Source organism: Anabaena lutea FACHB-196, assembly GCF_014698305.1.
In the GTDB taxonomy this organism is placed as follows: Bacteria; Cyanobacteriota; Cyanobacteriia; order Cyanobacteriales; family Nostocaceae; genus Anabaena; species Anabaena lutea.
In genome coordinates this window covers 105,751-118,184 of the sequence record NZ_JACJST010000010.1, presented here as the reverse complement: position 1 = coordinate 118,184, position 12,434 = coordinate 105,751, and the positions used below count along the sequence as shown (strand labels likewise).

13 protein-coding genes and 1 pseudogene are annotated in these 12,434 nt (G+C 39.9%); 8 read left to right on the top strand and 6 right to left on the bottom strand.

Features of this window, described 5'->3' with window-relative positions; translation table 11 throughout:
- Positions 1 to 52 precede the first annotated feature (52 nt).
- The 6 genes and pseudogenes from H6G59_RS12845 to H6G59_RS12820 all read left to right on the top strand — a co-directional run bounded on the left by H6G59_RS12845 (position 53) and on the right by H6G59_RS12820 (position 3,363).
- Positions 53 to 286 carry a DUF2933 domain-containing protein gene (locus H6G59_RS12845; protein ID WP_045873715.1) on the top strand — a complete coding sequence of 78 codons (234 nt, stop codon included), beginning with the start codon at positions 53 to 55 and terminating at the stop codon, positions 284 to 286.
- 53 nt (positions 287 to 339) lie between these two features.
- On the top strand, positions 340 to 993 hold the full coding sequence (locus H6G59_RS12840; protein ID WP_127055467.1) for a methyltransferase family protein: 654 nt from the start codon (positions 340 to 342) through the stop codon (positions 991 to 993).
- A gap of 17 nt (positions 994 to 1,010) precedes the next feature.
- Positions 1,011 to 1,706 (top strand): TVP38/TMEM64 family protein, encoded by a 696-nt coding sequence (locus H6G59_RS12835; protein ID WP_127055466.1) that lies wholly within the window; start codon positions 1,011 to 1,013, stop codon positions 1,704 to 1,706.
- A 325-nt stretch (positions 1,707 to 2,031) separates the two neighbouring features.
- A pseudogene (locus H6G59_RS12830) lies at positions 2,032 to 2,304 on the top strand (transposase); the annotation flags it as partial.
- Between the two features lie 132 nt (positions 2,305 to 2,436).
- Entirely contained in the window at positions 2,437 to 2,988 is a 552-nt protein-coding gene (locus H6G59_RS12825) for a hypothetical protein (protein WP_242038862.1), read from the top strand.
- 144 nt (positions 2,989 to 3,132) lie between these two features.
- On the top strand, positions 3,133 to 3,363 hold the full coding sequence (locus H6G59_RS12820) for a hypothetical protein (RefSeq protein ID WP_309296888.1): 231 nt from the start codon (positions 3,133 to 3,135) through the stop codon (positions 3,361 to 3,363).
- A gap of 77 nt (positions 3,364 to 3,440) precedes the next feature.
- On the opposite strand, the gene H6G59_RS12815 is transcribed toward H6G59_RS12820, so the two are convergent.
- The 3 genes from H6G59_RS12815 to H6G59_RS12805 all read right to left on the bottom strand — a co-directional run bounded on the left by H6G59_RS12815 (position 3,441) and on the right by H6G59_RS12805 (position 5,763).
- The gene (locus H6G59_RS12815) at positions 3,441 to 4,370 is read right to left on the bottom strand and encodes a DMT family transporter (RefSeq protein WP_190714958.1); all 930 of its coding nucleotides are present in this window, start codon (positions 4,368 to 4,370) and stop codon (positions 3,441 to 3,443) included.
- A gap of 70 nt (positions 4,371 to 4,440) precedes the next feature.
- The gene (locus H6G59_RS12810) at positions 4,441 to 5,136 is read right to left on the bottom strand and encodes a pyridoxamine 5'-phosphate oxidase family protein (protein ID WP_190714956.1); all 696 of its coding nucleotides are present in this window, start codon (positions 5,134 to 5,136) and stop codon (positions 4,441 to 4,443) included.
- 135 nt (positions 5,137 to 5,271) lie between these two features.
- Complete coding sequence (locus H6G59_RS12805; RefSeq protein WP_127055461.1) at positions 5,272 to 5,763, bottom strand: GNAT family N-acetyltransferase; 492 nt, start codon at positions 5,761 to 5,763, stop codon at positions 5,272 to 5,274.
- Positions 5,764 to 6,041: 278 nt separating this feature from the next.
- Between H6G59_RS12805 and pdxR the strand changes: the two genes are divergently transcribed.
- On the top strand, positions 6,042 to 7,502 hold the full coding sequence (gene pdxR, locus H6G59_RS12800) for a MocR-like pyridoxine biosynthesis transcription factor PdxR (RefSeq protein WP_190715035.1): 1,461 nt from the start codon (positions 6,042 to 6,044) through the stop codon (positions 7,500 to 7,502).
- A 424-nt stretch (positions 7,503 to 7,926) separates the two neighbouring features.
- Here the strand turns inward: pdxR and H6G59_RS12795 are convergent, their stop codons facing one another.
- The 3 genes from H6G59_RS12795 to H6G59_RS12785 form a co-directional block, all read right to left on the bottom strand.
- A complete protein-coding gene (locus tag H6G59_RS12795; RefSeq protein ID WP_190714954.1) occupies positions 7,927 to 8,736 on the bottom strand; it encodes a hypothetical protein in 810 nt (269 codons plus the stop codon).
- A 293-nt stretch (positions 8,737 to 9,029) separates the two neighbouring features.
- Positions 9,030 to 9,704 (bottom strand): SAM-dependent methyltransferase, encoded by a 675-nt coding sequence (locus H6G59_RS12790; protein ID WP_190714952.1) that lies wholly within the window; start codon positions 9,702 to 9,704, stop codon positions 9,030 to 9,032.
- A complete protein-coding gene (locus H6G59_RS12785) occupies positions 9,701 to 10,318 on the bottom strand; it encodes a DNA-3-methyladenine glycosylase family protein (RefSeq protein ID WP_190714949.1) in 618 nt (205 codons plus the stop codon). The genes H6G59_RS12790 and H6G59_RS12785 overlap by 4 nt, the downstream gene beginning before the upstream one ends.
- 621 nt (positions 10,319 to 10,939) lie before the next feature.
- On the opposite strand from H6G59_RS12785, the gene H6G59_RS12780 reads away from it, so the two are divergent.
- Positions 10,940 to 12,139 (top strand): AIPR family protein, encoded by a 1,200-nt coding sequence (locus H6G59_RS12780; RefSeq protein WP_190714947.1) that lies wholly within the window; start codon positions 10,940 to 10,942, stop codon positions 12,137 to 12,139.
- The last annotated feature ends 295 nt before the right edge of the window (positions 12,140 to 12,434 follow it).

Sequence of the window (12,434 nt, the reverse complement as noted above, 5' to 3'; positions counted from 1 at the left end):
CGCTGTAGAGATAGACAATTAGAGAATTTCAATTACTACAAATTAAGAAAACATGGCTCACCAACACAATCATCAATCCAGCACAAGAATATCAGTTGTCAAAATCGTATTGTTTGTCTTTCTCGCCATTATTGCCTTCTTTCTCATAGCAGAACATTGGGCCCATATACTTGGCCTTCCACCACTATTCTTACTTCTGGGACTTTGTATAATTATGCACTTATTTATGCACGGTGGACATGGCGGACATGGGGGAGGCGGTGGAAGCAATAACCAATCTCAATAAAGGCAATTAGCACAAAATAACTAATACTTCACCACAAGAAAGGAAAATGAATTATGAAAGATATCCCTGCTTATGGTCTTTGGTCTTTAGTAATTATCAATTCACTGATATTTATCATTTTTGCCTTCAGCTTCACAAAGCCAAAAAGTCCTCGTGATTGGCGTTCATTTGGTGCTTTCTCAGCTTTTATTGTCGCGTTATTTACGGAAATGTATGGGTTTCCATTGACCCTTTACTTACTATCAGGTTGGCTACAAACTCGCTTTCCCAAACTGGATATTTTCTCCCATGATGCCGGACATCTCTGGTGGACATTGCTGGGTTGGAAAGGCGATCCCCACTTAAACCCAATTCACCTTTTAAGTAACGTGTTTATTTTTGGTGGACTCATCTATCTTGGCTCTGCCTGGGAAGTCCTTTACAAAGCCCAGCGCAGTCACACGCTGGCGACTTCTGGGCCTTATGCAACAATTCGTCATCCCCAATATGTAGCTTTTATCCTCATCATGTTCGGATTCCTGCTTCAGTGGCCCACAATCTTAACGCTGTTGATGTTCCCAGTGCTGGTGTGGATGTATACACGACTAGCACGCCAAGAAGAACGTGAGGTGCGAGCAGAATTTGGTGCAGAGTACGATCGCTATGCCAGCAATACACCAGCTTTTTTCCCTCGTCTGGGAGATACTATTAAGAGAAGTAATACCTAAAAGGGAGAACTAAGTAAGTGAAAAGACAGGAAAGAATCAAAATCCTGTTTAATCGTCAAAACGCCTTTGCATTGGTAATTTTGCTCCTATGTTTAGCCGTCTGTTATTGGCTACTAAATCCCCAGGTAAATATATTAACACCAGAAGGATTTAGACAAACTGTAAAAAATTTAGGGTTACTTGGCCCATTTGTCTATATTGGTATCTTGGCTTTATCTGTAGTTATTAGTCCTATTCCCAGTGCGCCACTCGCAGTTATAGCTGGCACTATTTGGGGGACATTGATGGCAGGAATATACAGCATCATAGGAGGTTTTATCGGTGGTTTAATTGCTTATTTTTTGGGTCGAACTTTGGGGCGATCGGCCATTAAAGCTTTAACTGGTAAGATAATTTATTTCTCGAAAAACAGAGGAGAGACCTATCTTAGCTGGGTAATTTTTATTACTCGGATGCTGCCAATATTTTCTTTTGATTTGATTAGCTATGCTGCGGGAATTGCTGGTCTTTCTCTTCCTAAATATGCCCTGGCTACTTTTTTAGGCATGATTCCCTCAACATTTTTACTGACCTACATGGGAGGAGCATTAAGGGTAGGCACACCTTTAGGAATTGCTATTTCGATTATTTTACTGATTGTAATTATAGTGTTGCCTTGGTTGATTCGACGTTATAACTGGCTAGACCTTAGAGATGTTGTGCGTGTGGAATAAATATATATTTTTTTGATTTATAGGACTTACGCACGAGCTATGGAATAAACGAACCACAGAGGCACAGAGGACACGGAAGAATGAGGGTTTGAGAGATATAGCAGGTGACAGGTGACTCTTGACAGGTGACAGAGTTAAAAGGCTTTTACTGTCTACGTTTTATCATCTGTTGATGTCCTAACCACCTTGGCTGTTGCTATATTTTGCGTAAGTCCTGATTGATTAAAAACTTAAATTTTTTCGATTGCAATTATTCAAGCTTTCTACTCAGTTAATCAGAGGTGAATTATGCTATCGCAAAATCATCATCGAGAAAATCAACATAAGGTCAAAAGTTTATGAAAGTGGTATTCGTCAAGGAGCGCCTGAAGCCATTCATGTTGCAGACCGTTTTCACTTATTGCAGAACTTAGCTGAAACACTTAACCAAGTTTTCGCTACACATCATCAAGCTCTCAAAGCCGTCGATGAAGCACACAATCTTTCATCAATAACCCAAACTGATGGCACTGTGGTTGTACGAGTATCACGACCAAGCCGTGAACAACAGGCACTACAATTAGCAGAAGAACGTCGTGCTAGGCGAGTTGCTATCCATAGCTTCTTGGCACGCTTGTGTTATTCCTACATGTTCTTAAACATATAGTTTTTTGTACCAGTGCGTTTCCAGATTCAAGCCAGAAAAACCACGGCTTTGGGGTTATAATTTATGATATCAATCTTAGCTATCATGACTGCCAACAAGACCCCACCCAGCGAGATGATTCGCGTGCCTACTGTACTAATTTCTGTAGTACGCAACTTAGCAAAAATACACCGTGACGGTCATACAACAGCGTTACTGCAAGGCTTACAGGAAGTGATATCGCGTTTTGATAGCAGCGTTAAACTGGAAGCAACCACCGAATTACAGCAGGTGGAGGAAAAACTTTTGGAAATGGAAACGCACCTTTGCCAGCAAGATCAACTGGTGTCCACTAAACTGGAAGTCCTTGGTAAACAATTGGAAAAAATAGAACGGGCGCTTGCTTCTGGCAAATACGGTAGTCAAGCCCGTAGTAGCAGATCCGCATACCCATATCAACAACAACCAGTTGAAATAAAATCTTTTGCTCCTGAGAATTTAGCGCAACGATTGGGTGTCACTGCTCAAAGTTTGATTACAGAGCGCGAAAGCAAGAGTGAAAAAGAATTTATTAGTTGGTCGAGGAATCGTGACCCGATGAGCTTGGGGTGGACATTTCAGGAGCAAGACGGATTATATTATCCGGTTAGGCAGTAGTAGTCTCTACTTCTGTTTCAGAATCTCGCCTAACTCTAGACGTGCTAAATAAAATTTCATTAACAGTTAAATGAAGGACAAATCGTCCAAAATACTCAGGTCGGGAATTGGGGGCTGGAAGAAAGACTTCCCTTCCCCCAGGAGATGGCCTTTGGTAAAAAGTTTACTGTGAAGATTGCGGTACAAGAAACCCAATTGGCTGTTTATTTGAATGACACTTTTCTCTCTCATTACCAACATCGTGTCCAACCGGCGGAAATTGATAGTCTGCGATTAATCTGTACTCAAGGTAATCTGCAAGTTTTGTCGGTCAACATATCTGAGCCAGTAGTTAAAAATGATGATCCTCACTCTGATCTCGATATTGACCAATGATTCTAATGGATATGTTATTCGCGATGCTCAACGACGGTTGTTGTACTGAGTTATGGTTGAAATACTGATATGAATGCTTATTGCAAACTGTAAATTGGAGCTTTTTTACCCACTGCAACTGTTGCAAAAACTACCAACGCTGTGATGATAGTTGGTGTTGTCATCTGCTCTTGCAGAAATAATACTGAAGCAAAAATAGTCAGAAAGGGTTGCAAAAGTTGCATTTGACTGACTCGCACCACCCCGCCAATCCCCAGCCCATGATACCAGGCAAAAAAGCCAAGAAACATACTGAACACACTGACATAGCTAAAGCCTAACCATGCTTGTAATGAGGCGTGAAGTCCATGTTGAGCGACCGCAATAGCAACGGGAACTGTCAAAGGAATAGCAGACAAGACCAATGCCCAGCAAATCACCTGCCATCCGCCTAATTCACGCGATAAACGTCCTCCCTCGGCATAACCCACAGCCGCAGCAATAACCGCACCGAGTAAAGCCAAATCAGTAATCTGTAATCTTCCACCTCCAGTTATGACTGCAAAGCCGACAACTACTGTACTGCCAATACCACTACATAACCAGAATTTGGTCGAAGGACGCTCGCCTGTTCTCAATGCACCAACAATGGCAGTAGCTAATGGTAAAATGCCTACTATGATTGCCCCATGAGATGCAGGTAAAGAGCGCATTGCCCAAGCTGATAGCAAAGGAAACCCTACAATCACACCTAAAGCCACAACCACCAAACTGGATAAATGCCGCCGTGATGGTATGGGTTGCCGAGTCACCTTCAATAACAAAGCTGCCAAAATAGATGCTACTACCGCACGTCCTAACCCCACAAAGGTAGAGTCCAATTCAGCTACTGCAAGGCGTGTTGCCGGAAGTGTCAAACTAAATATTAAAACACCCAGAAAACCATAAGCTAAACCCAATGTTTCTGCATCTGTGCTTTCATTGGTTTTATGGTTACGGACAAATTGATTGCCAGACTTGATTTTCATTTTTTTATCTTGAAGAAGTTAGGGAATAGAAAATAAGCCTTCTCTGTTCCCTTGTAATTTGCGTTTTACCTTACACAGACTTTGCCGAATTTCTAGTATAATTCTGTACGTTAACTGGTAATTTAATCTCTGGTGATAGACGCGGATCTGGTATTGGCGTTGTGGTTGTTAATCGTAATGGCAATTCTCCCGCCCACACGCTTAAAGCGTAATCTTCCTCATAGTCAATTGGTGGTCCTGTTCTCACTTTGGCAGAGGCTTCTGTTATGGGTAGTGATAATACCAGTGTTCCGGCAAGTTCCTGACGGGTGGGAGAACGCACCTCGTCCCAGCGACCAGAAACAACGTGTTCGGTAAATGCTTTCAATGCTGCTAATTTTTCGGCTTCATCTTCCACAACGGTTGCAGTTCCAAAGATGACAACAGAACGAAAATTCATTGAATGACGAAAAGCTGAACGTGCTAACACTAACCCATCTAACAAGGTGACGGTGATGCAAACTTCGATACCCTGTTTCAGGTTTCGCAACATTCGACTAGCTGGGGAACCGTGGATGTACAAACACTCATCTATTCTGCCATAGGCAGTAGGAATCACAAATGGTTGAGAATCAACCACAAATCCGACATGACAGACTAAGCCTTCATCTAAGATTTGGTAAATCTCTTGACGCTCATACTTTGCTTTGTGAGGTAATATTTTGATTTGATTACGTTGGGTAATTGTTAATAAATCAGACTGGGTTTCAGTTGGTAATGAATTCATATTGATTGCTGTTGTGAATAAGTAGTTTGGGATTAAAAATTGTAGTTATTACCAAGCAAGAGAAAGAAGGTTTTGAGCAATTTTACGCGTTATATACTTTTTTGGCTTTTTGTACCTGTTCACTTAATCTACGAATCAACCAAGAGAATGCAAATCTAGCCGCATCAGATTGCTGTTCATAAATCCCAATTGTGAATAAACAGGTTCACCAGATGGGGAAGCATTTAAAACTGCATGGGTACAACCAATTGTTTTCAGATATTCCATCGCTTTTTTTGTTAATTTTGTGGCAATTCCCTGACGACGGTAAGCTGGTTGTACATAAACGCCCCAGATATATCCATCACAGCGTTCTCTGGCTTTCATGATATTTGGATACAATCCAGCAAATCGTTGACAACCGACAGAACCAATAATCAGACCGTCTATCTCTGCGACAAATGCCTGATATTCTAGTTCTCGACGGGCATGATCAATAAAGTGCAACACTGTGTCCAACCAATCGGCTGTAATTGCTTGGGGGGAAATGTTGTTATCTAGCCACATTTGATAAAAGTGTTCTGCAATTAGGGCATCTTCCTGGGGAGTTTCTGCCCTAATCTGAATCTTCTGTTGGGTTAGCATCATTGAGTTGTTGAAATCCTGTTATCAAGAAAGGCAGAGGGCAGGAGGGAGAAGGGAATACTGATTCGGATTTCTCTGCCAGTGACCGGAGGGAACAAGGGTTAAAGACCCCCACTGAACCTTGATTCAGTGCTTCCAAGTCAGGAGGGGTCTGAATCCCCTTGTGACTTGTTTCTTCTGCCCTCTGTCTCCTGCCTTGGTTATGACTAAGTTAGTCATTTAAGTGGACTTTAACAAGAGCCAATTTTATACTTTTATATAAGTCCACTTGGGAATTGAGTATGGATTTAGCGATCGCTCTAGATAGTCGTCTACCACAGCCACTTCATCAACAAATCTACGAAGAATTACGACGGGCAATTTTGACTGGGCGATTACTACCACGCCAAAAAATTCCTTCCACGAGATCGCTGGCCAAATCTCTAGGCATTTCTCGGACAACGGTAACACAGAGTTACGAACAACTTTTAAGTGAAGGCTATTTGCAAACAATTGTTGGTTCTGGTACTTATGTCTGCGCTCAACTGCCCGATGACCTGCTGCATTCTGTGCCTGTGATTACGGATGAAAAACAGAATGCTTCCCCTATTCAGCTTTCACAGCAAGGAACTCGCTTAACCAGCACACTATTCTCATTACAGACAGAAGTGAACACTGCGATCAGTTTTCGCTATGGAAGACCTGCACTGAACCATTTTCCCAGAAAACTTTGGTCTAAGTTGTTGTCACGGCACTGCAAGGCTGATTTAGACTGGTTGGACTATGCGACGGATTTTCAAGGATATCTCCCCCTAAGAGTGGCGATCGCTCATTACTTAGCACGAGCTAGGGCTATAAAATGCGATCGCGAACAAATCATTATCACCAATGGGACTCAACAAGCTTTAGATTTAGTGATGCGGTTGTTGGTTGATCCGGGTGATAGCATGGCAATGGAAGACCCTGGATATTTGAGCGCCCGTCGGGTATTTCTCAGTCATGGTGTAAATTTGTTACCTGTGCCTATAGATGACTCTGGTTTGATGGTCGAAAAACTGGCAAACAGCGATGGAGAAAGAATTCGCATGGTCTATGTCACTCCTTCCCATCAGTTTCCTACTGGATCTACTCTATCTCTACCCCGGCGTTTGGAGTTGCTCTTATGGGCGCAGCAGCATAATGCTTTGATTTTGGAAGATGATTACGATAGTGAGTATCGTTATGGCGACCGCCCTATTCCTGCTCTCCAGGGATTAGACCAGAGCGATTGTGTGATTTATATTGGTACTTTTTCTAAGGTTTTGTTCCCTTCACTGCGAATAGGTTATTTGGTTGTACCACCACATTTAGTATCGCTGTTTGCCCAGGTGAAGTGGTTGAGTGACAGACAGCTACCAACTTTAGAACAAAAGGTATTAGCAGAATTTATTGCTGATGGATATTTGGAAAGTCATATTCGGAAAATGCGATCGCTCTATGACCAACGCCGGCAAGTGCTGGTGCAAGCATTAAATACACATTTTGGCCAACAAGTTACTATTTTTGGTGAGAATGCAGGTATTCATATTATGGTGAAATTTGACACTCATTTGAGTGATGAAACCATAATTGAGCGTGCGGAAACGGTGGGAGTGGGTTTGATGTCTGCTCGTTCTTCTTATCTTAATTCATGGAGCCAAGGTGAATTTATTTTCGGCTATGCTGAACTGGATGAAATGCAGATTCAAGAAGGTATTGGTCGATTGGCTCAGGCTTTTAATTAGTTACAAAGAAAGGCAGAGAGCAGTTTTAATAAAAACTTTAGTTCTGGGTATAAAGCCCAGTTTAAAACCAGAATTGTATCGAGACGCATAGCGCGAGATACAAAGCGTCCTTGCTTGGGGTACAGTTGGGATACCAGCAATTTGGGACATGATGTAAAGTTTTGTAAATTTAATTTTTCAAAACTCTTGATTTACCGTTGTTTGAGCCTCCATGTGAACTTGATTATTCAAATGAAAACATCCCTAAGAAGAGTCATTTATGGGCAAGTTTAAGAGGCTGAACTACGTAAAAAGTTGATTTTAGTGTGCAAAATTTGAACGTCTCTGTACCATTTTTTGGCAAATTAGTAAATTGTTAAATTAGCTTTTGCAGCATTTATTTACATTGTGTCCCAAATTGCAGATATCCCGGCTGTTATGCATACTAGTACCGCCCCTCTAAGTGTTCGTAGGTTTCAATTGCAGGTAAAAATGGTGACCTGACTCTGTTTAATAACTCATAGTACTCAAACTTACTTTCATCTTCAGTTAATTCACTTGGCATTTTATACGAATATTGAATCTCATCAGCTTTCACTAAGCATTTCACATAAATTGGGCGAACATATTGAACTATTCCATAATAAACATTAGCGCTTAGTTCACACAGTTTTGTAAAGTGATAGCCACCAAAATCATCAAATAGCCAGTTATCGATATCTTCTAGAATTAGAATCTCCGTTCCTGGATCTAGTAAAACCCCACTATTCTTATATATTTTAACTATTTTTCCCAATATCGCATTTGATCTAAGAAGGGAGTGTTTACACCTATTGCCAATTAAATAAATAGCATCTTTCCTACACAGTCTAATTTTTAATTCTTTTCCTATATTAGCGGAGTATATTTCATAATAAAATTCATGATTAAGCCAAGTTTCAAATTCCTCAACAGACTTCTTCAGTGCCGCCGTACTTTCTAAGTTGCAGTCTAGCTGAGGTGATACTGATATTCTATGCAATAGCCTTAGCAGATTATCTCCGTCATTTTTCCCAGGAATAATTTCCTTATTAACAGCCGCAATAACTTCTAACAATAATATGAAAAAATACTTCTTAGCTGTGCTGTCTTGAGGCAATACACTTGTTACTAATTTTGATCGATCTTCTGGAAAGCAGCAGATAGCATAGTTCACATAACTCGTAATCAACTCGATAGACGAATTTAGGACACGTATTTCCTGTTGGATGTTCATCTTTATATGCTCCATAACTATTTATTATGCCGTGATCCTCACCGAAAAGACGGCGATCACCTTAATTCTTAAGCGTAGCCGACGATATCATGGAATGAACAGCCGACCAACCCCTTTGTAATTATCAATATTCCCTTTTTTTTTGTAATTTGGGGAACACAAAAAAATAAATTACGCAATTTCACTCCAATCAAAACGACTTTTCTGCCCCCTGCCCTAAAAGCGATTGGGTATTTTTTTATTTGGAAATCCCTTGGTGTGATAGGTCATCCGGCATTTATGCAACACCAAAATTATCTGTTTATTTTCAACATTTGGTTGCCACCTTTTTGAAATTCATAAGCAACTGGCTGCACTTCTACATCAAACTGTTGACTAGAGAGGAGATTGACTACTAACTCAAGATAAGGTGACGGTTCACAATCAAGTTTCAATAAGGGGAAAATTCTCACTTCTTTTGAAATTCTCAAGAGTTCATGAATAGATGCAATATGAAAATCAAGAGATAGGTGATCTGAATAAAGAAATAGTAGATGAGAACAAACACATAGTTCAAATTGATGGTCAGCTAGTTCTAATTTTGGTAGAGATTGCCACAAATAACGCCCTTTTATTCTACCGATTTCATAATCTAGCAAAAACTTATCCATTGCTGCCAGACGAGCGTAACCAAGTTGTTCTGGATCATGAAAATTCTGCCAAATGTAACGGTCTACATTTTGCTTAACTTGCGAGATGATTGGTTCATAAGTTTCTTGTACTCGTTGTCTAATTAGGGTTCCAGAGAACTCGTAAATGGGATCAAGGGAGACAACTGAATATCCCAATTCTGTCATTTCAGCATTGAAACTTGCTGGACCATCACCACAGCCAAGAATTTTCTTGTTTAGGTCTATTTCAGATAGATTAAACATGAGCTTATACTCTTGTAGTGTTCTACCCCAAGGCACAACTTCGTTTAATTTCATAATTTTTCTGATTTAGTGATTGACAAGCTAGACCATAGATACCAGCACGCGATAGTGCGGTAAGGTTTCCAGTTTTCTCCTAATTGTTCTACAGTTAGTTTATTAGGAAGTTCCGGTAGACTATAAAGGCGATGGATAGCATTACGAATACCCAAGTCATCTACAGGTAAAACATCCCAACGATGTAATCTAAACATCAGTAACATCTGCACTGTCCACCGTCCAATTCCCTTAACTTCAGTTAAGATTTTGATGATATTTTCATCATCCATTAACAGCAAATCATCTATGGTGGGTAATTTATCAAATCGTTGTGCTAAGTCTTTCAGATATGAAATCTTAGGACGAGAAATGCCAACTTCTCGCAAAATATCGTCTGGGGTGTTGAGAATATTGCTGGGGGTTAAAACAGTGTAAAGTTGTAAAAATCTCTGGTGAATAGTTGTTGCTGCTTTACCTGATAATTGTTGGTAAATAATAGACCGACAAAGTGAAGATAATAAATCCCCTGTTTGCTGGACTTGATTGAGTCTACACTCCCCCACCTGTTCTATTACCTCGGCTAAAATTGGATCTGCTTGCTTTAATGTGTCAATAGCAACTACGTAATTCATGAAAATTTGAAGTCATCCACTCTGATTGGTTAATTGGTTATAATTCCCACATCTGTGCAAAAATTTAACAACCGTTCCCCTTCGTTTTCAACGTCTTATGCTCTCCAAAGGAAAGCATATACAGCAAAATTCAGGAGTTAGTCCTATGGCTATCTATAGCTTGCATGACGACGTAGGAGTCATACGCTACGCTATCGGCTTGTCTTCGACACACTATGGCTAACACCTCCCGTCAGGGATACGTGAACGCTCAGGGCAAGGAGTCAAAAGTAAAAGCCTCTTGGCAGGGTGGCGTATGCCTACGGCAGCTACGCTAGAGCCATGTTTTGATTCTAGTACCGCAAGGCGGAAGTCAAAAGTAAAAAGTAAGATGGAGTAAGATTTTTGGCGATTGAGAATGGTTGTTTCATTTACGCCGTGTTGTACTAGTAGTCTGTTAAATTTATTTTTACGGATTTTGAAAATCAAGAAACTTTGTATTTTATAGTTTTTGACAAATTTCTATCCGTCAATTACTTCTTGACAGACTACTAGCTTTGTACTTGATTTACTTGCGATATGCTGTAATTTTTTTGTGTTGCGCCCCGTTAACCTTATAATTACTGAAAATAAAAATCAACCATGCCAAAAAACTGGATTATTAAAGTAGATAATTATTTCCATGCTAACCCCGATTGCATTATCGCTACTGCCCATGTAGATACATTCCCTACAGACTTACCTTTAGAACCAAATATCAGAGAACCAAACCGCAAAAGTTCAACATACAGGCAAATCTTTGACTCTCTGACTACGGAACCACAGAAATTCTTCGAGCGTCACAGTGGTATAGTTCTGTGTGCCAATAAAGTTAAACCCAGTAAGGATAAAAAACACCTGGAACTAGAGGTTTTAGAAGCTGCTGAGGGTGGAAGCGATGGTATTATTAATGGTGGACACACTGTTTTAGCGTTTGATAGTGCTAAAAATTACAAGTATGACCTTAGCGTAGCACGGGTCAAAATTACTATTCACATTGGATTAGAAGAAACTGAAGCTAAAGATATAGCATTAGCATCAAATACTACATCACCAGTAGATTCTCGCTCTAAGGTCAATGCTAGGGGAGATTATGACTTTATCAAAAGTTATTTAGCCCAGTTAGAACTCAAAGAAAGTAGAAAATTTAGAGTAGCTTATTACCAGAACCAAAGTGGTGTTCCTAAAAATACCCATTGTAATGTTACCCATTTGTTCAAGTTACTAAATTGCTTGGATAGAAATAGATACAATCCTGAAGGTAATACGAGAAGTAAGCACCCGGCTGTTAGCAATACTCCTAGTCAACTTTCTGATGCTGAGAGGGAAAGATTAATTAAACTACTGCCTCTGCTTACTAAAGCTATGTGGATAGAACAAAGGCTGTATGAAATTATTCAAGAATATATCAGCAAACCTAAAAGAAAAGGGATCAATGATTTAGCATCAATTGATATGCGGAAAAATACCCTTTTGGCGGATAGTAAATATTCTTTTGGGTTTGGTGCGCCAGGAGATTTGGCGTTACCAATAGTTGCATCTTACAGGGTATTTCTAGATAAAGAATATAACTGGATTGTGCCTTTTGAGGATTTGGCTGAAGATTTTCTTCAACAGTTGTGGGACAGTTATTTTCGGAAGTATTTAATTTCCGAGAAAATTGCTGGTAATACGGTGGGTGCGAAAATCTGTCGTAATCAGGAAATTTGGGATAGTCTGTATATTTTTGCCCAAAGTTATCTGAATCAGCTTTTGGTGAAGATGGTTAATTCTGCTAAACGTGAGGAGTTGACGTTAAAATAGTTAGGAGAAAAACTCAGTATTTATTGTCATTATCTCCTTGGGAGTAATTTAGATTTTAACAAATCAATAAAAGCTTCAACAATATGGGTAATTTTGCTACCAGGAGAGTAGGTTGTTAATAAGGATAATTTTCTCATTAACAACAAACAAAAACCCTAGTGGAGCATAGATATAATTCTGCCCAAATGAATTTTACTATCAAATTTATGCGACAAGTAACTAAGCAAATTAAAGAGCGATACAAAATTGACTTACAATCTCAAGATATCGACTACGAACTCTGAAGATTGAAATA

Excerpts from the sequence above, each read along its gene's own strand:
- H6G59_RS12820 (WP_309296888.1), top strand. The coding sequence starts at position 3,133 with ATGGCCTTTGGTAAAAAGTTTACTGTGAAGATTGCGGTACAAGAAACC.
- H6G59_RS12805 (WP_127055461.1), bottom strand. The coding sequence starts at position 5,763 with ATGATGCTAACCCAACAGAAGATTCAGATTAGGGCAGAAACTCCCCAG.
- H6G59_RS12840 (WP_127055467.1), top strand. The coding sequence starts at position 340 with ATGAAAGATATCCCTGCTTATGGTCTTTGGTCTTTAGTAATTATCAAT.
- H6G59_RS12790 (WP_190714952.1), bottom strand. The coding sequence starts at position 9,704 with ATGAAATTAAACGAAGTTGTGCCTTGGGGTAGAACACTACAAGAGTAT.
- H6G59_RS12795 (WP_190714954.1), bottom strand. The coding sequence starts at position 8,736 with ATGAACATCCAACAGGAAATACGTGTCCTAAATTCGTCTATCGAGTTG.
- pdxR (WP_190715035.1), top strand. The coding sequence starts at position 6,042 with ATGGATTTAGCGATCGCTCTAGATAGTCGTCTACCACAGCCACTTCAT.
- H6G59_RS12845 (WP_045873715.1), top strand. The coding sequence starts at position 53 with ATGGCTCACCAACACAATCATCAATCCAGCACAAGAATATCAGTTGTC.
- H6G59_RS12780 (WP_190714947.1), top strand. The coding sequence starts at position 10,940 with ATGCCAAAAAACTGGATTATTAAAGTAGATAATTATTTCCATGCTAAC.
- H6G59_RS12785 (WP_190714949.1), bottom strand. The coding sequence starts at position 10,318 with ATGAATTACGTAGTTGCTATTGACACATTAAAGCAAGCAGATCCAATT.
- H6G59_RS12815 (WP_190714958.1), bottom strand. The coding sequence starts at position 4,370 with ATGAAAATCAAGTCTGGCAATCAATTTGTCCGTAACCATAAAACCAAT.
- H6G59_RS12810 (WP_190714956.1), bottom strand. The coding sequence starts at position 5,136 with ATGAATTCATTACCAACTGAAACCCAGTCTGATTTATTAACAATTACC.
- H6G59_RS12825 (WP_242038862.1), top strand. The coding sequence starts at position 2,437 with ATGACTGCCAACAAGACCCCACCCAGCGAGATGATTCGCGTGCCTACT.